Here is a 26970-nt window from a genome sequence, read left to right as displayed (position 1 = left end):
CTTCCCGGAAGATGCCTGGGGCGCGGCGGCTGAGAGGCCAGCGGCGCCGATCTGTCCGGCGTTGACGGGGAAGGTCTTGTCGATGCCGCCAATGAGGGCGAGCGCTAGCCTAACGAGCTGCGCCGCGCCGCTGCGGTCCCGTAGTAGACGGGAGAACGCGCGGCTCCGGGAAAGGCGAGGACATTCTCAGGGCGCTCGGGGGCGAGCAGTTCGATGTCGGCAAGGACTGCTACATAGAGCACCCAGAAGATGCCGTTGGAGGTGAGGAAGGTATTCTCGCCGATGTTGTAGACGGCGATGAGAAAGAGGAACAGGCCCATCCAAAGGGCGCTGCGGCTGTCGCGGCCGAGCAGGTGGGGGAGAACCTTCCTGCAGGCGCGAAGGTAGCTGAAGATGAAGAGCAGCAGGCCGAGGGCGCCGAGCTCCAGCCAGATTTCAAGAAAGCCGTTGTGCGCGTGGAAGAGGACGAAGTGGAGCGCGACGATGACGGAATACGACGCTGCCTGAAGGCCTTGCCAGAAGGCCGACAGACCATAGCCGAGCAAGGGATGGCGGAGGATCGCCCTCCAGACGTGATGCCAGATGGCGATGCGGCCTGAGAGGGTGGGATCGCGGCCCAGCAGCAGCGCGAGCTCGGGGAGAACGCACACGACAAGAAAGGCGCAGAGGACCAGAGCTACGGCGACTGCGGCGAAGACGAAGACCCGCTCCTGTTTCCTGAGCCGGGCGGCGATGAGGAACCCCAGCCAGAGCGCGAAGAGAGAGAGCTCAATGACCCAGGCGCCGCGCGAGCCGCTCATGAGGAGCACGCCTGTAAAAAGCAGCAGTGAGAAGGCACGGAGACCGCGGTGCGCGCGGATGGAGAAGACGACGACGGAGGCGAGCACCATGACGCGGCCACAGGCATTTTTCTGGGTGAAGACGCCCTGCCAGTCGTGGGTGTGGCCGGTGGAGGCGTCAAGGCCCACAGAGGGAAAGGCCAGCGCCGCAACCGCGCTGGCGATGGCCAGCAGTACGAAGGTGAACCACAGAATCTGCAGCTGGCGGCGCGGGACAAATCGGACGGCGAAGTAGAGGCCGAAGAGAGCTGCCAAGGCAAAGGGAATGGCCCGGCGCAGGGTGAGGAGCGGGTCCGCCGACCAGGCAACAGAGGAGAGCGCGGCGAGGATGATGGCGAGGTTCCACTGGAGGGCGCGGTTCCACAGCAGCATCTTGCGGGCGTTGAAGAGGAGCAGACCGAGGATGATGGCGTTGACGACGAGCTGCGAGAGGATGCCGGGGGCCATGAAGCCGGTGGCCGGGGCGTTCGTCATCCCGGAGGCCTGGTTGGGCGCGATGCCGGAGATGGAGCCGGCCACGGCAAAAAAGGCAAGGAGCAGGACACAGAGGACATCCTCCACCCCGAAGGCGCTGAGAATCTGATTGAGCCGGGAGCTCTTCATGGGCGCCCCACGTAGAAGCAGCCGTGTTGATTGGCCCAGACTGCGATGAGCTGGTCCATCGGCGGCCGGCGACGGCGCAGGACTGCTGCGAGATCAGCGAACGTGAGTTCGCCGCCCGGACACGCGCGGGTTCCCGCGATCTCAACGGCTTGCAACCCTGCGGGCAAAAAAATCCACCTCATTGCAGCCTTGGCGTTACTACTAAGGCAGCTCAAAAGAAATCAATCTGAGATATAGCTATCCAGTAATTGAGTTACCTTAACATTTGCATAGAGCAGGTTAAACGTTACTTTGGTTCGATAACTTAAAGTAGTTTTAACTTGACCGCGATAATTTTAAGCTGCAGTAATGTTTGCTAACTTAAACATTTAGTTAAGTTAGAAAATTTTCAGCCAGGGATGGAGCCAGGGGCGGAGGGTAACGTAATTGCGCCCTTGGCACGCGGCAGAGGGCGGGACTATTGCGACAAGCCAGATTCACTATCGGTCTTCCCGTTTACAACGCCCTGCCCTATCTGCAGGAGGCGGTGGGGAGCCTGCTGGGGCAGTCGTTCGGCGACTTCGAGATACTGGCGATCGTGGACGGAGCCACGGACGGCAGCCTCGACTACCTGCACTCGGTGCGGGATGAGCGGCTGCGCATCCTGACGCAGGCGAATGCGGGGGTGGCGGCGACGCTGAACCGCATGTTGAAGGAGACGCGGACCCCGTGGCTGGTGCGGCAGGATGCGGACGACCTGTCGTATCCGGACCGCCTGGCGAAGATGGACGAGGCGATCGCAGCCCATCCTAAAGCGGGCATGATCTATTCGCTGGCGGAGTACCAGGGCGGCAGCGTGGGGCTTTTCCGGTCGACGCGGGGCAGCAGCAGCGAGCGCAGGAAGCTGGTCGAGCGGGGCTATCTGCCGGCGATCTGCCACTCGACGGTGGCGCTGCGGGTGCAGGCGGTGAGGGCGCTGGGCGGCTATCGCACGGGGCTGCATGCGGAGGACCCAGACCTGTGGTGGCGGATGGTGCTGATGTATGAGACGCACCTCATTCCCGAGGTGCTGGTCGGCTTTCGGCAGAACGAGGGGAGCGTGAGCACGCGCCACTTCAAAATGCAGGAGCTGCACGGGATCTATGTCCAGTACCTGTTGTTGTCGCACCTGCACGGGTGGAGGGCCTCGTCGTGGGAGGAAGCGGCGCCAAGGCTGGCGGAGCTGCTGTCACCGCGTTGGCTGCGAGCCAAGGAGCATCTTCGCTGCTGCAATATGCGGCTGGGCGAAGGGCTGTGGGGCGCGGCTGCGGACAGGCTGGTGCGGTCGATGATCGCGTCGCCCAGCTACCTTGCCAGGCGGCTGCGCGATGAGTTTGCGCCCGGCAGCAGGATTGCGAACGGGCTGCCGCCAGGAATGTTTCTGGAGCGAAAGGAATGGCTATGGCCGCTACAGTTCGGGACGGCGCCGCAGCTGACGGCGCTGCAGACGGCAGACAGCGTTGTCTGCTTTCCGGGGTCCCGGTCGACCGGCTGACGAGAAGCCCAAGAACGGGCGACGAAGATATCGCCGGGTAACAGCTACTTCATTGATCTGATCGGGAAGCAGTTGTTTCTGCGGCAGAGAAAGCCTTCGCCTTCCGCGCAGTTTTGCGAGCGCGAATGAAAAAGGCTGTCGCCAGCACCATGACGCGCGGCGAGAACCATGCGTGGCGAAGGCACTCCCGGAGGAGAGCGCGCTGCCTTCTGCGGGAAGCGCCCACCTTGGCGGCGCGCGGCATGCACTCCGTGGCAAGGAAGGCGGCATAGGCGCGGCGGCCGAGGCGGCGGCGGCGCTCGCGGGCCCAATCAAGGGAAAACTCCCAGTCGGGGCTGGTGCTGACGCTGGTGCGCTGCTCCTGCATCTGCACGCGGGCGAGCGGCTGGGGCAACATTTCAATACCGACGCCGGGGAGAGTGACGAGACGGAGAATCAGGTCCCAGTCCTGATGGCGGCGGAGACCTCCCAGAAACGGGCAGGACAACATCAGCGTGCGGGGGAGCAGAAGCGTGGAAGTGTGGAGAAGACCGTCGCCATAGCGAAAGGATCGGCGCAGGAAGAGGTAGCGCGCAGGATCGCCGCGACGGTAAAGGCGGCGGGGCAGGATCTGCTCTCCGCTATCAAGAACGGCGATGAATCGCGAGCTGACCACCGGAAGTGGATAGCGGGAGGCGTGTGCGCGGCGCAACTGCTGCTCAATGCGATCGGGCATGGCTTGATCGTCGTCGTCGAGCAGAGCGATCCACTGACCGGAGGCGTACCGGATGCCGATGTTGCGGGCCTCTGCCCCGCCGACCGGCTGGGGCACGGGGACGATGTGAAGCGCGGGCGAGGAAATATCGTCGAGCAGGGCGAGCACAAGATCGTCCGGGCCATCCACAACGACAATGACCTCAACCTGAGGGTATGTCTGCGCGAGAGCACTTTGAACGGCGCGGATCAACTGGATTGGACGATCACGTGTTGGGATGACAAAACTCACCAGCGGGTTCGTCATATTTCTGAACAGCATACGCCAGCCTGCGGTCAGATTCCCGTTAATCTATGATGGCGGACGAAGGTGAATGGTAGCTCACAGTCGCGGCTGAACTGGATCTTTGGCACGCCACCGGGCGCACCCGGCAGACTTGCGCCCCGATGGCTGTTTCTGCGGGCGCTGGGGCTGATCTACTTCTCTGCCTTCTTCTCGCTGGTCTTTCAGATACGCGGCCTGATCGGGCCGAACGGCATCCTGCCGGCCGGTGAGTTCCTGGCGCACGTGGCCAACAGCGTAAGCGGGCTGGAGCGGTTCTGGTTTGCGCCGTCGCTGCTGTGGGTAGCGAGCTCAAACCATGCGCTGATGGCGCTGTGCTGGGTGGGAATGGCGGCATCCCTGCTCGTGGTGGCGAATGTGTGGCCTCGGCTGACGCTGGCGGTGTGCTTCGTCTGCTTTCTCTCGTTTGTGAGCACGGCTAGCGAGTTCTCAGGCTACCAGTCGGATGGGATGCTGCTGGAGGCTGGATTTCTGGCGCTGTTCCTTGCGCCGCGAGGCCTGCTGCCGGGGTGGGGCGCGGATGATCCGCCGTCGCGGGCAGCGCTCTTCCTGCTGCTGTGGGAGTGGTTCAGGATCTACTTCGAGTCAGGACTGGTGAAGCTGCTGAGCGGCGACGAACAGTGGCGACACCTGACGGCGATGGTGGACTACTACCAGAACGGGCCGCTGCCGACGTGGGTGGGATGGTATGCGGCGCACCTGCCGCACTGGTTCCATGTGGCGACGGCCTTTCTGACGCTCGCGCTCGAACTGGTGCTGGTCTTCATGATGTTTATGCCGAGGCCGGTGCGGCTGGCGTGCTTTGTGCTGGTGACGGCGTGGCAGGCGGGCGTGATTGTGACGGCAAACTACAAGTTTCTGAACTACCTGGTGTTGGCGCTGGGGTTTCTGCTGCTCGATGACCGCGCGGTTGAGCGGCTGACGCCGCAGCGCTTTCGCAGCAGGCTGGCAGAGAGTTCGCCGGCACCTCGCTCCACGCATGCTGCGGCGCTGCGCACTGCGATCGCGGCGGTGATGCTTACCTTCGTCGGCTATGTAACGACGGCGGAGCTGCTGCGACTTCCCTTCCGCGATCTGCCGCTGCCGACGGCGCCGATTACGGCGCTGGAGCCATTTCGGATTGCGAACCAGTATGGACTGTTTGCCGTGATGACGCGCGGGCGCTACGAGATCGAGTTTCAAGGCTCGAATGATGGAGTCAGGTGGACGGCGTACCCCTTCCGCTACAAGCCGCAGGCGCTGCATGAGAGGCCGCACATCTATGCGCCTTATCAACCACGCTTTGACTGGAACCTTTGGTTTGCCTCGCTGGGAGACTGGCGGCAGAATGCGATTGTGCCCATCACGGAAGAAAAGCTGTTGATGAATGACCGCGATGTGCTGGGGCTTTTCGCAGGCAACCCGTTTGCGCAGACGCCGCCGAAATATGTGCGGGCGGTGCTGTGGCAGTACTGGTTCACGAGCGCGGCCGAGAAGCGCGCCAACGGCGACTGGTGGCGCAGGCAACTGCTGGGGCTGTATGCACCAGAGGTGACGCGCACGGCAAATGGAACTTTCACGGTTACAAATTGGCCGGAGCCACTTCCCCCCCATGACTGAGCCTGTGCGCGCGAGTGTGATCGGCTCCGGCCCGAACGGGCTGGCGGCAGCGATTGTGCTGGCGCAGGCGGGCATGGAGGTGGATGTCTTCGAGGCAGAAGCGGTGCCGGGCGGCGCGGCACGGACGCTGCCGTTGACGCTGCCGGGCTTCCGGCACGACTTCGGTTCGGCGGTGCATCCGATGGGCGCGGGCTCGCCATTTTTTCGTTCGCTGCCACTGGCCGCGCATGGACTGGAATGGATCCAGCCGGATGCGCCGCTGGCGCACCCGCTCAACGATGGCAGCGCGGTGCTGCTGGAACGCGATCTCGATGAAGCTGCGGCGGTGCTGGGGCGCGATGGGCGCGCGTGGAACGGCATGATGCGTCCGCTGGTGGAGAACTGGGCGGACTTCGCCGGGGATACACTGGGGCCGCTGCTGCGGGCGCCGCGCCATCCTTTTCTGCTGGCGAAGTTCGGGATGCGAGCGGTGCAGCCGGCGCGCTTCCTGGCGAAACACACTTTCACGGAGGAGCGGACGCGCGCGCTGTTTGCAGGGATTGCGGCGCACTCCTTCATGAGCCTCGATGCGCCGCTCAGCGCGGCGGTGGGCATCATGCTGGGAGCGGCGGCGCATGCGGCAGGATGGCCGGTGCCGCGCGGAGGGGCGCAGTCGATTACGGACGCGCTGCTCTCACTGCTGACCAGCCTTGGCGGGCGCGTGCACACCTCAACGCGGGTGGGCTCGCTCGATGAGCTGCCGAAGAACTCCCTGGTGATGTGCGATGTGAGTCCGCGGGCGCTGCTGGCAATGGCGGGAGAACGGCTGAGGGGCGCATATCGAGCGGCGCTCGGCGACTTCAAGTACGGGCCGGGATCGTTCAAGGTGGACTACGCGTTGTCTGCGCCAGCGCCATGGCGAGCGCGCGAGTGTCTGCGCTCGGCGACGGTGCATCTTGGCGGCTCAATGGCGGAGATTGCTGCATCAGAAGAGGCCGCGGTGCGCGGGCAGGTGAGCGATGCGCCTTTTGTGCTGGTGGCGCAACCGACGCTCTTTGACGCGACGCGCGCGCCGGAAGGACGGCATATTCTGTGGGCCTACTGCCATGTGCCGAACGGCTCAACCGTGGACATGGCAGAGGCAATCGAGAGGCAGATCGAGCGCTTTGCGCCGGGCTTTCGCGAGTGCATCCTGGCGAAGCATGTTTCCTCTCCTTCGACGCTGGAGGCGATGGATGCAAACCTGGTGGGCGGGGACATCAGCGGCGGCGCGATGAACCTGCGCCAGATGGTGCTGCGGCCGACGGCGAGCGGCTACGCTACGCCCGATCCGCGCCTCTATCTATGCTCCTCTTCAACGCCGCCGGGTGCGGGCGTGCACGGCATGTGCGGGTATCATGCGGCCAAGCTGGCGCTGAAGCGGCTGGGGCGCGGATAGCGCGCCCAGCTATTTGCGCGTGGCCTGCGCGGCGATGACATCACGCATGATCTGCGGGTCGAGACGCTGCCGGACCTGGTTCATCTTTGCCCAGGGGTCGCGGCGGAGGCGCTGCTTCCACTCGGCGAAAGCGGAGACGCTGCAGGGGCGGTTGTTCCATGCTGCGAGCTCGCTCCAACTGAGAGGAATGGCGACCTGCGCGCCGGTGCGGGCGCGCGGCGACCAGGGAGCCACGGCGGTGGCTCCGCGATCGTTGCGAAGGTAGTCGATGTAGATGCGATCCTTGCGCGCGGACTTGGTCATCTTCGAGAGGAAGAGCTTCGGGTTTGCGTCTTCCATGGCGAGCGCGATGCCGCGTGCGAAGGCCTTGAGGTCTGCCCAGGTGTGCTCGGGCTGCATGGGCGCGACGACGTGCAGGCCTTTGCCTCCGGTTGATTTGACGAAGGTTTCGAGGCCGAGCTTCTTGAGCAGCTCACGAACATTTTTCGCGCTGGCGACGAGCGTCTTCCAGTCGATGGAGAGGTCGGGGTCGAAGTCGAAGATGAGGCGGTCGGGATGTTCCAGATCGTCGTTGCGCGAGCCCCAGGGATGGACCTCGAGAACGCCCATCTGCGCAAGCCCGGCGAGGCCCTCCGCAGTCGAGATGGTGATGTAGTCCTCGGGCTTGCCGGTCTTCTTGTCCGGCACGGCGATGCTGTCAACGCCGGCGGGCAGACCTGCGCCGACGTGCTTCTGAAAGAAGCAGGGTTTGGTGCTTCCCTCAGGACAGCGGACGATGCTGAGCGGACGGCCCGCAATGTGCGGGAGCATGTGTTCGGCGACGGCGAGGTAGTAGTCGGCGAGCTGCTGCTTGGTGAGGCCGGTTTCCTGATCGAGCACTTTGTCGGGGTGAGTGATGCGGAGGCCGGGGGCCGGATCACTCTTAGCGGAACTCCTGCTGCGGGCGTGGCTGACCGCATGTTTCGCCGGGCTGCTCTTTGCGGCGACGCTTTTGGCGGCTGTGCTCAGGACTGCGGCCGGCTTGTGCTTCGCGGCCTTGCGTTGGCGAGGGACGGGCGCTGCATCCTCGCGAGTGACCTCGCGGGGAGACTTGTCTTCGCGGAGGCCCTGGAAGGAAGCCTGGCGCACGATGCCCTCACTGGTCCAGGTGGCGAAGTGAACCTCGGCGACCATCTCGGGCTTGACCCAGATGCCGTCGCGCTTCGCATCCTTTGGAACAGCGGCGAAGGCGGGTTTGGGTTGGCGGAGGGCGTCGAGCTGTTTGCGAAGCGAGGCCCGGCTCTTCCGCGTCAAGCCTGTGCCGGTGCGTCCGGCGTAGCGGAGCTTGCCGTCTTCGTAGTAGCCGAGGAGCAGAGCGCCGATGCCGGAGCCTTTGTCAGAAGGCAGGGTGAAGCCGCCGATGACGAACTCCTGCTGACGGATGCACTTGAGCTTGCGCCAGTTCTGGCTGCGGGTGGAGCTGTAGGTGGAGGAGCCGAGCTTCGACACGATGCCTTCCGCGCCGAGTTTGCAGGCATTGTGAAAGGTCTCGCTGCCGTTGTCGGTGACGTGTTCGCTGTAGCGGATTACATCCTGCGAGGGCAGCTCGCTGAGCAGACCTTCAAGAATGGTCTTGCGCTCGATGAGCGGAAGAGCGCGTAGATTGTGTCCGTCGAGATGAAGCAGGTCAAAGGCGAAGTAGGTGAGGTGGTGCTTCGCGCCTTGTTCAAAGGCTGCCTGCAGATCGGCGAAGCTGGTGCCGCCGGAGGAATCGAGCACGACTACTTCCCCGTCGAGGAGCGCGGCCTGCACGGGCAGCTGAGCCGCAGTGGAGGCCAGGTCAGGCATGCGGTGGGTCCAGTCAAGACCGTTGCGGGTGAAGAGCGCGGCCTTGCCTGCCTGGACCTGGACCTGAATGCGATAGCCGTCAAGCTTTAACTCGTGGAGCCAGTCTGAGCCGGTGGGAGCCTCGGTGGATTGTATGGCGAGCTGCGGCTTGAGGAAGCCGGGAAACTTTTCGCGCGGAGCATGCTTGAGGGCGGCCTCACGGTCAGGCGCGGCTTCACTTCTCTGCTGAAGCAGTTTGCGCGTGAGGCGGGAGCGGTTCTGCGTGCGGGCTGCAGGCTTGGAGTTCCAGACATGATCCTCAGCAGCGGCGATCTGCTCAAGGCTGCGACCGGTGATGACGCTGTCAGGGGCTGCGTCGGTGATGGGCGGGTCGCTCTCGCTGCGCTCGAACTCATCGTGCTCCTTGATGAGCAGCCAGTTGGGCTTCGACTCGCGGGCAGCGTGGCCGCCCATGCGTATGAGGGTCCAGTTGCCTTTGAGCTTTTCACCGTGGAGCGCGAATTTGAGGCGGCCGGAGCGCAGGCCTTCCTCCGCATCGCCATGCGGCTCCCATGTGCCCTGGTCCCAGACCATGACTGTGCCGCCGCCATACTGGCCCTGCGGGATGGCGCCTTCAAAGCCGCCGTAGTCGATGGGATGATCCTCAACCTGAACGGCGAGGCGCTTGTCTCCGGTGTAGTAGCTGGGGCCCTTGGTGACGGCCCAGCTCTTGAGGACGCCGTGCCAGCCGAGGCGAAAGTCATAGTGCAGGCGGGTGGCTGCGTGCTTCTGAACGACAAAGGGCAGGGCGGCAGGCTGGGACTTTGCCTTTGTCGACGCGCCGCTGGGCTCGGCGGTCATGGAGAAGTCCCGCATGGCGTGATAGCGGCTGAGCTGCTCGTCAACGGCCTCTGCGGCCTCAGCGGGAGTAGTGCGCTTCTGCTTTCGGGCGGCCATGGGTACCTAGATTCATCCATGGAAGAGATGGCTGCCCAAGAGCGCAGAAGAGCTTAGAAGTGGTGGATCTTGCGCTCCTCCGTGGGCACCTCAACGGGACGGCTGGCCTCGCGCTCAAGCGAGCGAGTGACCAGCTCGCGCGAGCCCAGCCCGACGGAGAGCGAGAGCGCGAGCACGATGCCGCCGAAGAGGATTCCGAAGGCGAGATCGACGATCTGGCCGCCGATGGCGAGATGGTCAAGCACCATCGCCGCGGTGAGCACGAGCACCAGCCACTTGACTCCGAGGCTAAGCAGGCGCGCGTACTGCAGGTTCATGTTGACACCGCTGATGAGGACGGTGCGGGAGAGGAAGCGCGCGATGATGTTGCCGGCGAAGAGCAGGATGGCCGCGCCAACAACGCGGGGGACGTAGCCGAAGATGTAGGCCGAGATGCCCGCCTCCGCCGAGGCGGCCTCAAAGGCGGAGACACCGACCAGCACGCCAATGATGATGCCGCACCAGAAGACGGTGCGCACGACGAGGACGGTGGGGGTGCTGCCGGGCGACCACTCGGCAAGGGAGCTGCGCTCCTGGCTGAGGCGCTCGTCAAAGCGGATGGCGATGAGCAGGCGCCGGATGGCCATGGCGAAGACCCACGAAATGGCCGCAAAGATGATGAGCGCGAGCACAAAGGCGACGATGCCGGGAAGCAGGGTTACGATCTTGGTGATGACCCGCTCGATCGATTGCACCAGCGACTGCTGAATCTGTTGCCACATAATTCTTCTCCTTGCGGTGAGCGCCTGTTACGGGTTGAAGCGGTCCGGCCATCTCCAGCGCGAGACGAGATAAGGCTTGCCGCTCTCGTAAGCGCGGGCCAGCTGCTCGAGTCTCTGCTCCACGGCCATCGCGGGCATGGTTCCTACCTCCTGCGCGTAGGACGCGACCCACGCGAGATAAAGCGGGGTGAGCGCACCCAGCAAATGGACGCGGCTGAGCGTGCGCAAACGATGCGCGAGGGCGAAGTCGTAGATGATGCGCACCCAGAGCTCGTCGGGCATGCGGAACTGCGCGGCCGGGAGACGGGCGAGATGCTTGAGCTCAAGCATGGTCACCGGCGGAAGGACGAGTCCCCATACCTCCTGCAGGTTGCGCGAGGCGAGCATGAAGGAATCGATCATGGGACTCACGTCGATGGGGCCACCGTTTTCTTTGCCCACGGTGGGCGGGTCCCAGGACTGCAGCGGCTGCGAGCCGCGCACGCGCTGCCAGTGCGGAGCGAGCTGCTCCATCTGAAGAAAGGCAGAGCCGGCGAGCTGCGCGAGGACGGTGCTCAGATCGAGGCCATCGGTCTGCGCCTCATGCTGAAGGGCGAGGTGCGTCTGGCTGATCTGGCTGCCGGTGATCGCGGCGGTGGTTGCCGGGTAGAGCATCTGCTGCTGCGAGGACGCGGCGTGGGCCGATTCCTGCTGCGAAAGCAGACCGGCCATGCGCAAGGAGCAGCTGAACTCAAGCGGCAACGGGTAACGCACGCGCAGGCCGTAGAGAGCGCGGTTGAGCGGGGCGAGGATGGCGCTGTTGATGAGCCCCTCGAAACGCGCCGCGGGATAGACGGGCATGACGAGGTCGGACTGCTTCTCAAGGATGGGGAAGCTGAGACGCTCGATGGTGAGGACGTCGAGCCCGAGGAGGTCGCTGCCGAGCACGATGCTGACGCGCGCATTGACCTGGCGCGCGAGCGAGAGCAGCGCGCGGCTGGACTGCGAGGCGATGACCCAGGGGTTGGCAGAGGGGTCGGCTGCCGGCATCTGCAGGTCTACGAGATGGATGGGAATGCCGCGTGGATCGACGTTCTCGTCGAGGCCACCTGCGCCAAGGCAAGCGAAGACGATCTTCAGCCGGGTAACGCTGGAAACCATTTCCAGCCGTATCTGGTCGAGCTTCGCCTTCACCTCCGCCATGTTCGCGGGGCCCGCTACACCGATCAGAAGATCGGCGTTGTCGATCTTTTCTGCCTGAGCCTGCGGTTCTTCTACTATTTCTGCTTTGGCCATCGCCACTCTTTCCTGGAGTTAACCTTACAACGTCAGCGCAAGAATCCCACTCAGCGGAATTCTTACCCATGCAGGCCGGTTGTTCAATTCATAGACCAGCTCATAGAGTGCCTTGTCGAGCACATAGGCCTTGAGAAGATGCTGGAAGCCCTGCTCGTCCTGCGGAATGATGGAGGAGCCTGCCGCAGTTTCGCGATAGGCCCTGAGATATTCAGAGGCAACGGCCGTCTCCCAGTAGCGCGCCCAGGGTTCAAGCTGGTTGAAATGCTCCGGCCGGCGCGTGGTGTACTGGGTGAGCGCGCTGAAGGCTGCATAGCTGAAGGAACGGAGCATACCGGCGACATCCTTGAGCGGAGACTGCATGGCCCGGCGTTCGCGCAGAGGCCTTGCGGGTTCGCCCTCAAAGTCGAGGATGACGAAGTCGCCCTTGACGCGCAGCACCTGCCCCAGATGATAGTCGCCATGGACGCGGGTGCGGAGAGAGTCGACAGGCCCGGATGCAAGAGCTTCATAGCTGCTCAGAATGGCGCGGCGACGGCTGAGGGCAAGACCGGCGAGCTCGACCGTGCTGTCGGGCAGGAGGGAGAGGCTCTCCTTAAGCACATCGAAGCCGGCCTGCGCGTGGAGAGTGAGATCGTCGCGCAGCGCATCCAGGGCAGCCCGGTCCAGAGGCTGGGGCGCGAAGGCGGGATCGTGCGGAGAAGAGGCAAGGGCGAGATGCATCTCCGCAGTACGCCTGCCAAGCGTAGACGCAGCGTCAAGATAGATGCCTGCGTGCTCGCGAACCAGTTCGGCAGCGCGCAATGGATCGGGAGTGCCGAAACCGGACTCCGCGGCGCAGCTCTCGTAGTAACGGTCGAGTTCCTCGAGCGTCCATTGCCATCCGTCGCCTTCGTTGAGAACGAGGCCCTGCAGCATGGCGAAGGTCCAGGGCTGGCTGTCTCCAGCGGTGTACTCGAGCGAGCCGCCGAAGGGAGCGATGTTGCGGAAGCTGGTCGATTCAGTGAAGAAGCGGCCTATCTCCGTATCAGGATTCTGACCGGGCTGCTGGCGACGGAAGAGCTTGAGAATGAGCTGGTCGCCGAAGAGGATCGACGTGTTGCTCTGCTCGGCCGAGCCGCGGCGCGGCACAAGCGGCGACTCCCCACGGAGCGCTGCGAAGGCGCTGCTGGGGATGCCGCGCATCTTTCCATTTTTGAAGGAGACGTCAGAGGCGTCGGCGATCAGCGCGAGGAGAGCGTTGTTCGAGTCGCTGTCGAAGGTCGCGTCATAGAGCACGCCCTCGCCCTCGTCAGACATGACTGTGGCGAGGATGGCAACGGGCGATTCGGCGCGAAGCGTGGATGCCTGCTCACCGAAGGCCATTCGTAACAGCAGCAGATACATTTCCTCTTCGCCGATAGCGTAGGTGACTTTGAGCAGTAGAAACGCGGTCTTCGATTCATCGACTGTTCCCCAGTCGACGATGGTGGTTCCCTTGATCTGACGTGACTTTGCGCCGAACCAGCGCTGACGCGGCAGGAACTCGGGCAACATGGCGGAGGTAAGCCTATCGCCGGTGCCGCCCTCAAGCAACTGCTCCCATGCTGTTTCATTGGAGACGTAGATGCCTGAGTCTTCCCCGTCTTCGGAGTTGAAGCTGCGCTCCTCGACGCCAGGCTGCAGTTCGAGCCAGAGGAAGCCGTAGGGGCCGAGGGTGAGCGGGTACGACTGCTTCGTAATAGGCGGGAACTCGACGTAGCCGAGCATCTCGACGGGCACCATGCCTTCATAGCCGGAGAGATCGAGCTGCACTGGCTGCGCGAAACGCGAGAGATTGGCGACGCAGAGGACGCGCTCATTCTCCACTTCGCGGATGTAGGCTAGCACTTTGCGATTGGAGGGCCCAAGAAAGGTAAGGGTGCCACGGCCGAAGACGCGGAAGAGCTTGCGCAGCGCGATCATGTTGCGCATCCAGTTGAGCAGCGACGACTGGTCGCTCTGCTGCGCTTCTACATTGATGGCTTCATAACCATAGACGGGGTCCATGATGACGGGGCTGAAGAGCCTGGCGGGATTAGCGCGGGAGAAGCCTGCGTTGCGGTCGGCGCTCCACTGCATGGGCGTGCGCACGCCGTTGCGGTCGCCGAGATAGATGTTGTCGCCCATGCCGATTTCATCGCCGTAGTAGAGGATGGGCGTGCCAGGAAAGGAGAAAAGCAGGCTGTTGAGCAGTTCGATGCGGCGGCGGTTGTTATCGAGCAGTGGCGCGAGACGGCGGCGGATGCCGATGTTGACGCGCATGCGCGGGTCCGCGCTGTAGGCGAGATACATATAGTCGCGCTCTTCATCGGTGACCATTTCGAGAGTGAGCTCGTCGTGGTTGCGCAGGAAGATGCCCCACTGACAGTTGCCGGGAATGTCCGGCGTCTGCGCCATGATGTCGGTGATGGGGAGCCGATCCTCCTGGCGAATCGCCATGTAGATGCGCGGCATGAGGGGAAAGTGAAAGGCCATGTGGCATTCGTCGCCGTCGCCGAAGTAAGGGCGCACGTCGGTGGGCCATTGGTTGGCCTCGGCGAGAATCATGCGGCCTTCGTACTCCTCATCCATGGCGCTGCGCAGGCTCTTGATGATGTCGTGAGTCTCGGGCAGGTTTTCGCAGTTGGTGCCATCGCGCTCGACGAGATACGGAATCGCGTCCATGCGGAGGCCATCTACGCCCATGTCGAGCCAGTGGCGCATGACCTTGATTACCTCTTCAACGACCTGCGGGTTGTCGTAGTTGAGATCAGGCTGATGAGAGAAGAAGCGATGCCAGAAGTAGGCCTTGGCGACGGGGTCCCATGTCCAGTTGGACTTCTCAGTATCGGTAAAGATGATGCGGACGCCGTCATACTTGTCGTCGGTATCGCTCCAGACGTAGAAGTCACGCTCGGGCGAGCCGGGAGGGGCGTGGCGGGCGCGCTGGAACCAGGGATGCTCGTCCGATGTGTGGTTGATGACGAGCTCAACCATGACCTGCAGGCCGCGCTCGTGGGCCGCATCGAGGAAACGCTTGAAGTCTTCAACGGTGCCGTAGTTGGGATGCACCGTCATGTAGTCGGCGATGTCGTAGCCATCGTCCTTGAGGGGCGATGGGAAAAAGGGCAAAAGCCAGAGGCAGGTTACGCCGAGGTCCTGCAGATAATCGAGCCGGGTGAGAAGGCCGGGAAAATCGCCGATGCCGTCGTTGTTGCTGTCCGCGAAGGCGCGCACGTGCAGTTCATAGATGATGGCGTCCTTGTACCACAGCGGATCGTATATGCTTCCCGGCTTCTTCACCGTGCCCCCTTGCCTGCTTATAAGTAGTAGTCGAAATCTTTCTCAGTGCGCACGCGCCTGAGGATACGGAAGATGTGCGCCGGCAACTCGTCCGGGATGAGCTCTATGTAGTTGCTGGAGCCCTGCCAGAGGTAGCGCCTGTCGGCGAGCTGGTCATACACCTGAAAGGGTTCCCGATCGGTGAGGTTCAAGGATGCGAGATCGAGCGCAACCCAGCCGGCCTGGGTGTGAACCGGATCCAGATTGACTACGGTGAGGACGACGTTGCTTCCATCGGGGCTGGCCTTGGAGTAGCAGAGCAGACTCGGATTGTCAGTGGGATGGAAGGTGAGGCTCTCCATGAACTGCAGGGCTGGATTTGCCCGCCGGGCCTGATTGACCTGCGCAATGACGTCGCGCAGACTTTCAGGCGCATTCAGATCCCAGTGGCGGATTTCATACTTCTCAGAGTTGAGATATTCTTCGCCTCCCTGCTTCATGGGCAGGTTTTCCTGCATTTCATACGCCGGGCCGTAGATGCCGTAGTTGCTGCTGAGCGTAGCCGCGAGCACCAGCCGGGTGATGAACGCGGGGCGGCCGCCGATCTGCAGCGACTCCGGAAGAATATCCGGAGTGTTGGGCCAGAAATTGGGCCGGAAGTATTCACGGAGCGGCGTCTGCGTGAGCTCGGTGAGGTACTCGACTATCTCCTGGCCGGTATTTCTCCAGGTGAAGTAGGTGTAAGACTGCGAGAAGCCAAGCTTGGCGAGCCGCTGCATGACGCGCGGGCGTGTGAAGGCTTCGGCGAGAAAGAGCACGTCGGGGTGTTCACGCTTGATGGCGGTGATGGCCCACTCCCAGAAGGGGAAGGCCTTGGTGTGAGGATTATCGACGCGAAAGATTTTTACGCCCTGCTCGATCCAGAAGAGGAAGACACCCTTCAGGGCCTCCCAGAGGCCCTCCCAGTCAGGGCTTTCGAAGTCGAGGGGGTAGATGTCCTGATATTTCTTGGGCGGATTCTCGGCGTACTGGATGGAGCCGTCGGCGCGCTTGCGGAACCAGTCAGGATGCTCGGTGACCCAGGGGTGGTCGGGCGCGCACTGGAAGGCGATGTCGAGGGCAAGCTCGATACCGAGCTTCGCAGCCTTGGCGCGGAGTGCCTGAAAGTCCTTGAAAGTGCCGAGCGAGGAGTGAATGGCTGTGTGGCCGCCGTCAACGTTGCCGATGGCCCAGGGGCTGCCCTCCTCGCCGTGCTCGGCGGTGACGGAGTTGTTCTTACCCTTGCGGAAGCTGGTTCCGATGGGATGAATGGGCGGCATGTAGAGGACGTTGAAGCCCAGCTCGGCTACGTAATCCAGACGAGCGGCACAGTCGGCGAAGGTGCCATGCCTGCCGGGCACGTCCGATGCGGAGCGGGGAAACATCTCGTACCAGGAGGAAAAGCGAGCGCGCTCACGATCCACGATGACTTCAAGCTGGCGTTCGTAGCGGGTCTCCATCGCCTCATCGGGGTAGCGCTCGACGAGGGCGAGGATGGTGGGATCGAGGGCGAGCACTTTTGTATCTTCTTCGTCGGAGCGGGAGCGCAGCGCCTGAGCGGCCTCATTGAGGCGGACGGCGTCCTGGCGGGCGGCAAGGCGGGCGGAGTGCTCAAGCAGGAGGCCGCCGTTCTGCAGGTCCACGTGAACATCCTGGCCGGCCTCAAGGCGCTTGATGAGGTCGCTGCGCCAGGTGTCGAAATGATCTACAGCGCCGGCGATGGTGTAGATGTAGCGGCCCAGCCGCTCAAGTGGAAAGGACGCGCGCCAGCGGTCGTTGCCCAGAGGCTTCATCCTGACGGAGCGCCAGGCGGTTTCGCTGTGATGCCGGTAAAGCAGGCGGGCGGTGACGTGGTCATGGCCATCGCCGAAGACATCCGCCTCAACCGTGAGGGTGTCGCCCACGATGCGCTTGACCGCGAAGCGCCCGGCGTCAAGCTGCGGGGTTACTCCTTCAATGACAACTCTCTTCTTTCCGTCCTTCGGTTTGGAGACGATTTCCGGTTCGATCACAATCCCTCGCACATCTTGGAGATGCTGTTTTGCAGCAATATGTTTTGTTTGCCTAGGTTAGGCGGATTCGTCGGCCCATGCAAAGAAGATATTATTCAACGACTCGGCCCAGGTGGGGTGAGCGAAGATTGCATCGCGTAAGGCGGTGAAACCAAGGCCGCCCATCATTGCGATCTGGACCATGGCGGCCATTTCGCCGCCTTCAGAGCCGAGCATGGCTGCGCCCAGAATTTTTTCGGTTGTGGAGTCGACGAGGATTTTCATGACGCCGCGGATTTCGGCGATTTCGCGGGCACGGGCGACAGAGGTCATGGGCATCTTTGCGATGCGGAAGCTGTTGCCGGCCTCGCGGGCCTCGGCTTCCGTGAGGCCGATGCGGCCCAGCTGCGGGTCCATGTAAACGGTGTAAGGCACCATGCGGCCGGTGGTGGTGCGGCTGCCGCCATCGAGTAGGTTGGCCTTGACGATGCGGTAATCGTCGTAGGAGATGTGGGTGAAGGCGGGGCCTCCCTTTACGTCGCCGAGGGCGTAGACGCCGGGCGCGGAGGTTTCGAGGCGGTCGTTGACCTCGATGTAGCCGCGGCTGTCGGTGGCGACTCCTGCGGCGGTGAGGTTGAGCCGGTCAGTATTGGGGACGCGGCCGGTGGCGACGAGCAGGTGGCTGCCCTGAATGGTACGCGGGCCGGAGGGCGTCTTGACGTCAGCAGTGAGGCCGCCGGAGGTGGGCCGCACCCGGCTGGCCATGGAACTGAGCAGGATCTCGATGCCGTCCTGGGTGAGAATCTGCTGGACCTCTTCGGCGATGTCGGGATCTTCACGCTCAAGGAGCTGGCGGCCGGACTGAACGATGGTTACGCGGCTGCCGAAGCGGCGGAACATCTGGCCGAACTCGACGGCGATGTAGCCGCCGCCAAGGATGATGAGGTGTTCGGGCAGGCGGTCCAGCTCCATGATGGAGTTGTTGTCGAGGAAGGGCGTCTCATCGAGGCCGTTGAGGGGTGGAATGGCGCTGCGGCAGCCGGTGTTGATGAAAACATGCTCCGCGGAGATGACCTGCTGGCTGCCGTCGTTGAGCTCGACGCGCAGCTGACGGGGCGCAGCGAAGGAGCCGAGGCCCATGAGGACGGTGAGGTTCTCCATGGAGCTGAAGGCTTTCTCATGGTGCTCGCGGGAGCTGTCGACGATCTGCCGCTTGCGGGCGCGCACCTGCTCCATGTTGACGGCTGCCTCGCAGGCGGAGAAGCCATAATCCGCGCCACGGCGGGCGAGCCATGCGGCCCGGGCAGAGGCAACCATGGTCTTGGTGGGCGTGCAGCCCTCATTGATGCAGGTGCCGCCGAGGTGTTTGCTCTCAATGATGGCGGTGCGCCTGCCGGATTTGGCCAGGGCGGAAGCGAGCGGATTGCCCGCCTGCCCCGAGCCCAGAATGATCGCGTCGAAATGGTCAGTGGCTTTCACGCTCACTTAGAAGCGCGAAACGATCAGAAAGCCGCCACCGACTGCAATTACATCTTCAAGCAAGGCGGCGAGCAGCGCAGGGACGGAACCTGCAGAGAGCCGACGCCAGGTGTAGCCGAGAAATGCGCCCGTGACTCCACCGGCTGCACCGGCGAGGAGGCCGGTGGCCAGAGGCTGGCCGGCAGTGATGGTAAGCGCAGCACCGGAGGCTGCCCCGAAGATGATGCGGACGACGAGGGGGCCGATCTGGGTACGGCTGGGGATGGAGGGCAGCTTGTCGGCGATGAGCTCGCCGATGGCAAAGAGGGTGAAGACGATGAGGGAGATCTTGTTGTGAAGGAAGGCGAGCGGCGAGTGGTCAAGCTGCAGCCAGCCCAGTTGAGCACCCCAGCAGACGACCGCAGGGGCGGTCATCGATCGCAGTCCACAGATGAATCCAATGCCGAGCGCAAGCAGCAGTACAGGAACCATGGTTGTCTCCGTCACATATCAGTTAATGGTGAGCAGATGCGCGGCTCAGGCGCTGCGATGCAGGAAGTGTAGCTGCTGCACCATGAGAACCACGGAGAGGACGATGACGATGACGGCAACCGTCCAGGCAGCGATGTTGAACCAGAGGCTGTTGACATGGTCGCCCATGAGATCGCGGCGGTTGATGAGCAGCAGCATGAAGATGATGACCAGGGGCAGGAGCAGACCGTTGAGGACCTGGGAGAAGATCGAAAAGCTGACCAGAGGAAAGTTGGGGATGAGGACGACAGCGACTCCCCCGGCGATGAGAAGCGTGTAGAGCCAGTAGAAGACGGGCGCTTCATTAAAGCGCTTGTCTATGCCGGACTCGAGGCCGAGGCCCTCGCAGACCGTGTAGGCGGTGGACAGCGGGAGGATGGACGCCGCGAAGATCGAGGCATTGAAGAGCCCGAAGGCGAAGAGCAGAAAGGCGTACTGCCCGGCGAGGGGCTTCATGGCTTCGGCGGCATCGGCGGGCACGTCGATGGAGCCCATGCCGTGGACCCAGAGGGTGGCCGCGCAGGCGACGATGATGAACCAGGCGACTACGTCGGTGGTGATGGAGCCGATGATGACGTCAAGGCGGGAGGCGGCGTAGTTCTTGACGTTGATTCCCTTCTCAACGATGGAGGACTGCAGGTAGAACTGCATCCACGGGGCAATGGTGGTGCCGATGGTGCCGATGACGAGGAAGAGGTAATCCTGATCGCGCCAGACTTTGCGCGGCGGCAGCTTGACGGTAGCAACGATGGCCGTGTGCCAGCTGGGCTGGGAGAGCACGCCGGCAATGATGTAGGCAATGTAAAAGACCGAGGCGGCGAGGAAGATCTTTTCGACGCTCTTGTAGTCGCCCTTGACGGCGAGAAGCCAGACGAGGATGCCGCAGATCGGGACGGAAATATATTTGGTGAGATGAAAAAGTTCGAGGCTGCCTGCGATGCCGGCAAATTCGCCAACGACGTTGCCGAAGTTCACGATGACGAGCAGCACCATCATGATGAAGGTCAGGCGCAGACCGAACTCTTCACGGATGAGATCGCTGAGGCCTTTGCCGGTGACGACCCCCATGCGCGCGCACATCTCCTGAACAAGGATGAGCGCGAGGGTGATGGGGATCATGGTCCAGAGCAGCGAGTAGCCGAACTTCGCGCCCGCCTGAGAGTAGGTGAGGATGCCGTTGGGGTCGTTATCGACGTTGGCGGTGATGAAGCCTGGCCCGAGCACAGCGAGAGTGAGCAGTATCCGGGTTCTCCAGCGTTTCAGCATTTATCAGGATCTCAGAGGCTTGGCTTGGTTTTTGTTGGTTTGAGAGCGAGGCTCCAGATTGGAACATACCAGAGTTGCAGGGGCAGAATCTAACCGGCGGAAAAATCAATTTCTATTATCGGCCCTGACGCAGAAATGCGATGACGTGGTCGGCCTCAACAGCGCCCAGCAGACGACCGTCCCGGTCGAGCACGGGCAGGGCGCGGAGATTGTATTTGTCGAAGAGCTCGGCGACTTCCTGCTGACGCTCCTCGGCACGGCAGGAGATGAAGCGAGGCTCGGCGAGCACCTCCATACGGGACTCGGGCAGCGCGAGCACGACCCGCGCCAGGGGGACGACGGCCTTGAGCACGCGGCGCTCATCGACGAGGTAAATTTCTGTGACGGTCTCGGGATCACCGTCAAAGCTGCGCAGGGCCTGGACGGCTTCGGCGACAGTGGCGGCGACCGGGACGATGACGACATCGGTGGTCATGCGCCCGGCGGCGGTGTCTTCGCGGAACTCAAGCAGCTCCTCGACCTCCTGCCGCTCCTCGGGGTTCATCTCTTCGAGAATCGCTTCGGAGCGGGCGTCGGAGAGATCGGCGAGCAGGTCGGCGGCCGCCTCGGGATGCATCTCTTCCATGATGCCGGCGGCGGTCTCCGAGTCGAGCGATTCGACGAGCGCCTTCTGCAGCTTCGGGTCAACCTCTTCGAGGGTCTCGGCGGCGACCTCCTCATCAAGGGTGGTGAAGATGGCCTCACGCTCGGCGGGGGCCAGATCTTCAAGAATGTCGGCGAGATCGGAGGGATGCATCAGCGCGAGGCGCGCGTGTTCGATCTTGAGCTTGACGCGGCGGGCCGGGTCAACCTCGATCATGTCTACAAACTCCCAGGGGATGACCCGGGCGGAGATGTGGGAGGCGACCTGATCAAGCGTTTTGCGAGGCATGGTGCCCTGGAGCAGGCGGCGCACGGCTCCGCGGAGGCCCACCTCCACTTCACGAACGCGCAGGTCGGCCAGAGTGTCGCGGGCGAACCATTGCAGATCGACATCATTGACGCGCACGACTTTGCGGCCATGGACGTCGATGATCTGGCGGTCGAGCAGGTCCTGGGCGAGGAAGATGAAGTTTTCATCGCCACGGATGGGTTCGAGTGCGGACTCGCTGCGGAGTTCGAGCGCGCCGCTGGGAGTGATGATGACCTCAGTCGCCTTGACGAGGCGGCGGCCGCTTTCGCGGCTCTTGATGACGAGGCCTGCGACCAGTCCCGCGTCGGCGCCGGTGCCGACAGCAACGTCTTTGACCTTGCCGCAGAGGCGGCCGTCAGGGTGAACGACGGGGGTGCCCAGCAGGGAGGTGAGGCTCGTGTTGGAGGTCTGCCGCTCGTGCATCACTGTCGCAGTCTACCGGCAATGCGCGAGAGAAGCTATTGGATCGTGCGTCCATTCGTGGACAGTGGGTGTCCGTTTCCGGACACTCTGTTGTTGCACCGGGAATCAGCTGCCGCGTGGAATGAGGAACTTGGAGGAAGATTGAATCGGCAGCCTGCGTGCGATGAAGGTAAAGAGCAGGACGGAGGCCAACCGCAATGACCACATTCTTTCGGGATCTGCAATATGGGCTGCGCCAGCTGCGCAAGTCGCCGGGCTTTACGCTGGTGTGCGTGCTGACCATTGCGCTGGGGATCGGCGCAAATACCGCAGTTTTCAGCGTGATGAATGCGGTGTTGCTGCGGATGTTGCCAGTGGCCCACCCGGAGCAGGTGGTTTACCTGAACACGGCAGGGCTTCCGTATCGAGCGACCAGCAGCGGAAACTTCTCGACTTCCTTCAGCTTCAATGTCTATGACACGCTTCGCCGTGATCATCCCGGGTTGAGCGAGGTGATTGCCTATGTACCGCTGAGCTTCGGCAACACCATCGGGGTGCGGTACGGGGCTTCGCCGGAGGTCGCAGAGGGCGACATGGTAAGCGGAAATTTCTTCTCAGGGCTGGGAGTTCCAATGGCAAGAGGCCGCGGCTTTACACGCCGGGATGAGGAAGCGCACACCCAGAGCGCGGTGCTCAGCTATGACTACTGGAGGCGACGGTTTTTGCGTGACCCGGAGATAGTGGGCCGGACGATCCATATCAAGGGGGTTCCCTTCACCATTGTCGGTATCGCAGGCGAAGGCTTTGAAGGTGTCGAGGAGGGCAGCACGACAGATCTGTGGATTCCGCTGCAAACGGGTCGTGAGTTCAACGCGTGGGGAGTTCTACCGGAACCTGATGGCAAGAACTACCTGAACCGGCCGGAGTGGTGGTGCCTGCGTCTGATGGCGCGGCTCGCGCCCGGGCACCACGAGGCAGCAGGCCCTTGCCAGGCTGCAACCGCTGTTTCAGCAGGCTGCCTACCTGGGAATAGGTGCGCCGGGACCTGGCGAAAAGCCTCCTGTGCTGAGCCTGCGCGAGGCGAAGAATTTTCCGGGTGCGGAGCAGCAGTTCGGCGAACCGCTCCACATAATGATGGGGATGGTGGCGCTGGTGCTGTTGATCGCGCTGAGCAACGTGGCCATGTTGCTGATGGCGCGCAATACGGCTCGGGCGCGGGAGTTCTCGCTGCGGATCTCTGTCGGCGCGGGACGCGAAAGGCTGTTTCGCCAGCTGCTGACCGAGGGGCTGCTGCTGACTGTCGCCGGGGGCCTGCTGGCGTGGTCGCTGGCGTTCGCGGCGACCCATGTGCTGGCGGCCTGGTCACAGATAGAGACGAGCCTGGCTCCGGACAAAACGGTGCTGCTGTTTACGGGCGCGTTGCTGACGCTCACGGCGATTGTGTTTGGAGTGGCTCCGCTGCGAACCGCCACGGCAAGCGGACCCGGACTGGTGCTAAAGACCTCCAATGCTACGGCGGGTACAGGAAAAGGCGCTGTGCGTTTTGGAAGGATGATCATAGCGGCGCAGATCGCCCTGTGCGTGACGCTGCTGGTCGGCGCCGGGCTGCTGGTGCGAACGCTACGCAACCTGGAAGACACCCCGCTGGGTCTTGAGGCCGATAACCTGCTCCTCTTCGGCATTAACCCGGAACAGGCGCATTCGGCGGCGGAAAGCATTGCCTTCTACCAGGAACTGTTGCGCAGACTGCGAACATTGCCGGGGGTGGCGGACGCCTCAGCGGTGAGGTTCCGGCCCGGCTCCGGATGGTCGAATAACTTTGCGCTCCTGGTGGATGGCAAGGTTCCCCCTAACGCTATCGACGGCAGAGGTGAGATTCGCAACAATGTTGCGGCTTCTAATTTCTTCCACACACTAGGGGTTCCCGTGGTGGCGGGGCGTGACTTCAGCGATGCGGACCTGGGGAGTGCCCCCAAAGTGGCGATCATCAATGAGACCTTTGCGAAGCGCTATCTTCCGGGCGAAGATCCCATTGGGCACCGCGTCGGTGGAAAGGACGCCCAAAACCAGCTGACGATCGTGGGCGTGGTCAAGGACCACAAATATACGACAATCCAGGAACAACCTGTACCGATGGAGTGGGACGATGCGTTGCAGCGAGACACATTGGGAGCCATGAATATCGCCCTGCGCACTTATGGCGACCCGCTTGCCATGCTGCCCGCGGTCCGGAAAGTGGTCCAACAGATTGACCCAAACCTGCCGCTGGAGCAGCCGATGACCCAGCGCGCGCAGTTTGAGACGACGATTGCCGGACCGATGCTGTTTGCGAGGCTTGCAGGCTGCTTCGGGCTGCTGGCGGCGCTGCTGGTGGCGACCGGCCTCTATGGGACGCTGGCGTTTCGGGTGGCCAACCGCACGGTCGAGATCGGCGTACGCATGGCGTTGGGAGCGCGGCGGGAGGAGATTGTCAAAATGGTGGTGCAGGACAGCCTGCTGGTGGCCGCTGCAGGGGTAGCGGCCGGACTGCCCATTGCAGCGCTGCTGGCGCATGCGCTCGCCTCAGAGCTCTATGGGGTAAAGCCTTGGGACGGGATGACGTATGCGGCAGCGATTGCGGGAGTGGCCCTGGTGGCATTGGCCGCCAGTCTCGTGCCGGCGCAGCGGGCGGCAGGCGTGGACCCGATGCATGCGCTGCGCTCGGAGTGAAAGATGGTTGCTGTCGCTGGGCTACTCGACGGTTCGCTTGAGCTGGCCGCAGGCGGCGTAGATGTCGCGGCCGCGGGGACGACGCAGGAAGGCGGGGACATCCCGGGCGATGAGGCGCTGCTGGAAGGCTTCGACGTCGCGGGGCTCGGGCATGGTGTAGGGGACGCCGGGGCCGGGATTCCAGACGATGAGGTTGACCTTGGCGGCGAGGCCGGCGCGACGGACCAGACGGACGACTTCGTCGGCATGCTCGGGGCGATCATTGACGCCGCCGAGCAGCACATATTCAAAGGTGACGCGCTCGCCGCGACGGAGCGGAACGGTCTTGACGGCGTCGACGACCTGCTCGATGGGCCACTTGCGAGTGATGGGCATGATCGCCTCGCGAACAGTGTCGTTTGAGGCGTTGAGGGAGATGGCCAGCTTGGGGCGCACGGTCTCGGCTGCAAACCGGAGGATGCCGGGAACGATTCCGGAGGTTGAGACGGTCATCCGCGACTCGGGAAGACCGACCTGCTGCACCAGCAGGCGGACCGCCGCCATGAACTCATCGTAGTTGAGAAAGGGCTCGCCCATGCCCATGAAGACGAGGTTGATCCGCTGACGATCGACCTGGACCTGGTGGCGCTTGAGGACGGCGACGACCTGCCCGGCGATTTCACCAGCGGTGAGGTTGCGCTGGAGGCCGAGCCGGGCGGTGAGGCAGAACTGGCAGTTGACGGCGCAGCCAATCTGGCTGGATACGCAGATGGTGGCGCGGCGGTATCCCGGGGCGGCAATCTCTTCTTCGCCGGCTTCGGTGCCGTCGCCTGCTTCTCCATCGTCCCCCTCGGGCATCCAGACAGTCTCTACGGTCTGGCCGTCTGCCCCGGCGATGAGGTAGCGTTCGGTGCCGTCGACGGAGCGGAAGGTTTCGACGATCCGGGGCAGGCCAACGCGGTAGCCGCCCTCGACCAGCTGCTTACGAAGGGCTGCGGGAAGGGTTGAGATGTCGTCGAGCTGGCTGGCCCAGCCGCGATAAAGAGCGTCGGAAAGTTGACGTCCGCGGTAAGCCGGTTGGCCCAGTTTGAGCATCAGAGAGCTAAGTGCCTCATTATCAAGGCCGAAAAGCAGCTGCTCCCTGGCAGGCTCTGACGCGTCTAAAATAGTGGGTAGTTGCATTGCTTTCAACACCGGCTTCCAATATTTCAGGATATCTCATCCCTTCACCCGGAAGCCCAGGCCTCGCGATACCTCGAAACAGGAATGGAATGGATAACGAACGCAATATAAGGCGGACAGTCCTGCCGAATGGACTGACGATTCTCACGGAAAAGATGGACCATCTGCGCTCGGTCGCGATGGGAATGTGGATACGCGCGGGCTCGCGGCACGAGTCTGCGGAGATGAACGGCATCTCGCACTTCGTCGAGCACATGGTGTTCAAGGGGACGACTTCCCGCTCGGCGCAGCGCATCGCCCGCGAAGTAGACGCCATTGGAGGCAACCTCGATGCCTTTACCGGGAAGGAAACTGTCTGCTTCAACATTAAGGTTTTGGACGAACATGCTCCAGTAGCACTTGAAGTTTTGTCTGACCTGGTGCTGAACCCGGTCTTCGCCGCGGATGAGATCGTTCGCGAGCGCGGAGTGATTCTCGAAGAGATCAAGATAGACGAGGACAACCCCGATTACCTGGTGCACGAGATCTTTACCCAGAATTTCTGGAAGGGGCACGCACTGGGCAAACCGATCCTGGGAACGCGGGAGACGGTGAAGAGGTTTGAGCGGGAGAACCTGACGGACTACTACGGAGAGCGCTTCCTGGGCGGGAACATGATCTTCTCGGCCGCAGGCAATATTGACCACGATAGCTTTGTCGCACAGGTGACGCGGCGGTTTGAGGGTCTGCCTTCGGGTGAGAGCCTGACCGTGGATGCGCCACCGAAGACGGCGGCTCGCATCATCCTGAAGAACAAGAACTCGCTCGAACAGGTACAGCTGTGCCTCGGGGTGCCTTCCCCACCGATCCAGGACTCATCGCGCTATGTGACGCTGGTGCTGAATACGATTCTCGGAGGAGGCATGAGTTCGCGGCTCTTCCAGACAATCCGCGAGGAGCGCGGGCTGGCGTATTCGATCTACAGCGACCTGAATCCCTACCGCGACACGGGCTCGCTGTGCGTCTACGCAGGCACCTCGTCGGACAAGGCGCTGCAGATGATCGAGCTGGTGATGGAGCAGTTCAAGCGGCTGAAGAACGAGACGCTGCCGGCAGACGAGCTGCGCCGGGCGAAGGACCAGCTGCGGGGCAACCTGCTGCTGTCGCTCGAAAGCTCAACCTCACGCATGTCGAACCTGGCGCGCCAGCAGATGTACTTCCAGTACTTCTTCGGGATGCAGGAGATTCTCGACAAGGTAGAGGAAGTGACGGCCGACCAGGTGATGGCGATGGCCAACAAGCTCTTCCAGCAGGAAGCTGTGGCGGTGACGCTGCTGGGACGGCTGGACGGGCTGAAGCTGGAGCGCGAACACCTGGCCTGCTAACCTTGGCCT

At 62.9% G+C, this 26970-nt stretch carries 17 protein-coding genes and 1 pseudogene; 6 read left to right on the top strand and 12 right to left on the bottom strand.

The genetic code is table 11. The annotated features are described in order from the left end of the window. Nucleotides 1-104: 104 nt before the first annotated feature. Nucleotides 105-1442 carry an O-antigen ligase family protein gene (locus C7378_RS03755; RefSeq protein ID WP_131991868.1) on the bottom strand — a complete coding sequence of 446 codons (1338 nt, stop codon included), beginning with the start codon at nucleotides 1440-1442 and terminating at the stop codon, nucleotides 105-107. A 460-nt stretch (nucleotides 1443-1902) separates the two neighbouring features. Between C7378_RS03755 and C7378_RS03750 the strand changes: the two genes are divergently transcribed. Then, on the top strand, nucleotides 1903-2955 hold the full coding sequence (locus C7378_RS03750) for a glycosyltransferase family 2 protein (RefSeq protein ID WP_131991865.1): 1053 nt from the start codon (nucleotides 1903-1905) through the stop codon (nucleotides 2953-2955). Nucleotides 2956-3004: 49 nt separating this feature from the next. Here C7378_RS03750 and C7378_RS03745 read toward each other — a convergent pair whose 3' ends face one another. After that, nucleotides 3005-3970: a glycosyltransferase family 2 protein gene (locus C7378_RS03745; protein WP_131991862.1), complete on the bottom strand. Its 966-nt coding sequence runs from the start codon at nucleotides 3968-3970 to the stop codon at nucleotides 3005-3007. A gap of 48 nt (nucleotides 3971-4018) precedes the next feature. On the opposite strand from C7378_RS03745, the gene C7378_RS03740 reads away from it, so the two are divergent. Together C7378_RS03740 and C7378_RS03735 are read left to right on the top strand one after the other, a co-directional pair. Then, nucleotides 4019-5590: a lipase maturation factor family protein gene (locus C7378_RS03740; protein ID WP_131991859.1), complete on the top strand. Its 1572-nt coding sequence runs from the start codon at nucleotides 4019-4021 to the stop codon at nucleotides 5588-5590. Then, nucleotides 5583-7007, top strand: coding sequence for a phytoene desaturase family protein (locus C7378_RS03735; protein ID WP_131991856.1), 1425 nt, complete (start codon nucleotides 5583-5585; stop codon nucleotides 7005-7007). The genes C7378_RS03740 and C7378_RS03735 overlap by 8 nt, the downstream gene beginning before the upstream one ends. 9 nt (nucleotides 7008-7016) lie before the next feature. Here C7378_RS03735 and ligD read toward each other — a convergent pair whose 3' ends face one another. The 9 genes from ligD to C7378_RS03690 all read right to left on the bottom strand — a co-directional run bounded on the left by ligD (nucleotide 7017) and on the right by C7378_RS03690 (nucleotide 21748). Further along, nucleotides 7017-9770 (bottom strand): DNA ligase D, encoded by a 2754-nt coding sequence (gene ligD / locus C7378_RS03730; protein ID WP_131991853.1) that lies wholly within the window; start codon nucleotides 9768-9770, stop codon nucleotides 7017-7019. Nucleotides 9771-9823: 53 nt separating this feature from the next. After that, nucleotides 9824-10531 carry a mechanosensitive ion channel family protein gene (locus C7378_RS03725; protein ID WP_131991850.1) on the bottom strand — a complete coding sequence of 236 codons (708 nt, stop codon included), beginning with the start codon at nucleotides 10529-10531 and terminating at the stop codon, nucleotides 9824-9826. Nucleotides 10532-10558: 27 nt separating this feature from the next. Then, nucleotides 10559-11806, bottom strand: coding sequence for a hypothetical protein (locus C7378_RS03720; protein WP_131991847.1), 1248 nt, complete (start codon nucleotides 11804-11806; stop codon nucleotides 10559-10561). A 24-nt stretch (nucleotides 11807-11830) separates the two neighbouring features. After that, nucleotides 11831-15109: a maltose alpha-D-glucosyltransferase gene (gene treS / locus C7378_RS03715; protein WP_131991844.1), complete on the bottom strand. Its 3279-nt coding sequence runs from the start codon at nucleotides 15107-15109 to the stop codon at nucleotides 11831-11833. 17 nt (nucleotides 15110-15126) lie between these two features. Then, entirely contained in the window at nucleotides 15127-17139 is a 2013-nt protein-coding gene (locus C7378_RS03710) for an alpha-1,4-glucan--maltose-1-phosphate maltosyltransferase (RefSeq protein ID WP_243648045.1), read from the bottom strand. A gap of 57 nt (nucleotides 17140-17196) precedes the next feature. Further along, nucleotides 17197-18597, bottom strand: coding sequence for a mercuric reductase (locus C7378_RS03705; RefSeq protein WP_207901318.1), 1401 nt, complete (start codon nucleotides 18595-18597; stop codon nucleotides 17197-17199). A 6-nt stretch (nucleotides 18598-18603) separates the two neighbouring features. Then, complete coding sequence (locus C7378_RS03700; protein ID WP_131991838.1) at nucleotides 18604-19068, bottom strand: DUF4126 family protein; 465 nt, start codon at nucleotides 19066-19068, stop codon at nucleotides 18604-18606. Between the two features lie 45 nt (nucleotides 19069-19113). Next, on the bottom strand, nucleotides 19114-20373 hold the full coding sequence (locus tag C7378_RS03695; protein WP_131991835.1) for an NRAMP family divalent metal transporter: 1260 nt from the start codon (nucleotides 20371-20373) through the stop codon (nucleotides 19114-19116). Between the two features lie 115 nt (nucleotides 20374-20488). Next, entirely contained in the window at nucleotides 20489-21748 is a 1260-nt protein-coding gene (locus C7378_RS03690; RefSeq protein WP_131991832.1) for a magnesium transporter MgtE N-terminal domain-containing protein, read from the bottom strand. Nucleotides 21749-21945: 197 nt separating this feature from the next. Between C7378_RS03690 and C7378_RS17920 the strand changes: the two are divergent. Then, nucleotides 21946-22539, top strand: a pseudogene (locus C7378_RS17920) (ABC transporter permease); the annotation flags it as partial. 250 nt (nucleotides 22540-22789) lie between these two features. Then, a complete protein-coding gene (locus C7378_RS03680; protein ID WP_131991829.1) occupies nucleotides 22790-24436 on the top strand; it encodes an FtsX-like permease family protein in 1647 nt (548 codons plus the stop codon). Between the two features lie 21 nt (nucleotides 24437-24457). Here the strand turns inward: C7378_RS03680 and rlmN are convergent, their stop codons facing one another. Continuing rightward, entirely contained in the window at nucleotides 24458-25597 is a 1140-nt protein-coding gene (gene rlmN / locus C7378_RS03675; RefSeq protein ID WP_131991826.1) for a dual-specificity RNA methyltransferase RlmN, read from the bottom strand. An 89-nt stretch (nucleotides 25598-25686) separates the two neighbouring features. Between rlmN and C7378_RS03670 the strand changes: the two genes are divergently transcribed. Continuing rightward, complete coding sequence (locus tag C7378_RS03670; RefSeq protein ID WP_131991823.1) at nucleotides 25687-26961, top strand: M16 family metallopeptidase; 1275 nt, start codon at nucleotides 25687-25689, stop codon at nucleotides 26959-26961. The last annotated feature ends 9 nt before the right edge of the window (nucleotides 26962-26970 follow it).

The sequence above is a fragment of the Acidipila rosea genome, assembly GCF_004339725.1.
Lineage (GTDB): Bacteria > Acidobacteriota > Terriglobia > Terriglobales > Acidobacteriaceae > Acidipila > Acidipila rosea.
The sequence above is the reverse complement of the archived record's forward strand: the minus strand, read 5'-3'. Positions and strand labels throughout refer to the sequence as shown.

What these genes read in the sequence shown, in the direction of transcription:
- C7378_RS03755 (WP_131991868.1), bottom strand. Translation starts at nt 1,442, where the DNA reads ATGAAGAGCTCCCGGCTCAATCAGATTCTCAGCGCCTTCGGGGTGGAG.
- C7378_RS03745 (WP_131991862.1), bottom strand. Translation starts at nt 3,970, where the DNA reads ATGCTGTTCAGAAATATGACGAACCCGCTGGTGAGTTTTGTCATCCCA.
- C7378_RS03735 (WP_131991856.1), top strand. Translation starts at nt 5,583, where the DNA reads ATGACTGAGCCTGTGCGCGCGAGTGTGATCGGCTCCGGCCCGAACGGG.
- ligD (WP_131991853.1), bottom strand. Translation starts at nt 9,770, where the DNA reads ATGGCCGCCCGAAAGCAGAAGCGCACTACTCCCGCTGAGGCCGCAGAG.
- C7378_RS03725 (WP_131991850.1), bottom strand. Translation starts at nt 10,531, where the DNA reads ATGTGGCAACAGATTCAGCAGTCGCTGGTGCAATCGATCGAGCGGGTC.
- C7378_RS03720 (WP_131991847.1), bottom strand. Translation starts at nt 11,806, where the DNA reads ATGGCCAAAGCAGAAATAGTAGAAGAACCGCAGGCTCAGGCAGAAAAG.
- C7378_RS03700 (WP_131991838.1), bottom strand. Translation starts at nt 19,068, where the DNA reads ATGGTTCCTGTACTGCTGCTTGCGCTCGGCATTGGATTCATCTGTGGA.
- C7378_RS03695 (WP_131991835.1), bottom strand. Translation starts at nt 20,373, where the DNA reads ATGCTGAAACGCTGGAGAACCCGGATACTGCTCACTCTCGCTGTGCTC.
- C7378_RS03690 (WP_131991832.1), bottom strand. Translation starts at nt 21,748, where the DNA reads ATGCACGAGCGGCAGACCTCCAACACGAGCCTCACCTCCCTGCTGGGC.
- rlmN (WP_131991826.1), bottom strand. Translation starts at nt 25,597, where the DNA reads ATGCAACTACCCACTATTTTAGACGCGTCAGAGCCTGCCAGGGAGCAG.
- C7378_RS03670 (WP_131991823.1), top strand. Translation starts at nt 25,687, where the DNA reads ATGGATAACGAACGCAATATAAGGCGGACAGTCCTGCCGAATGGACTG.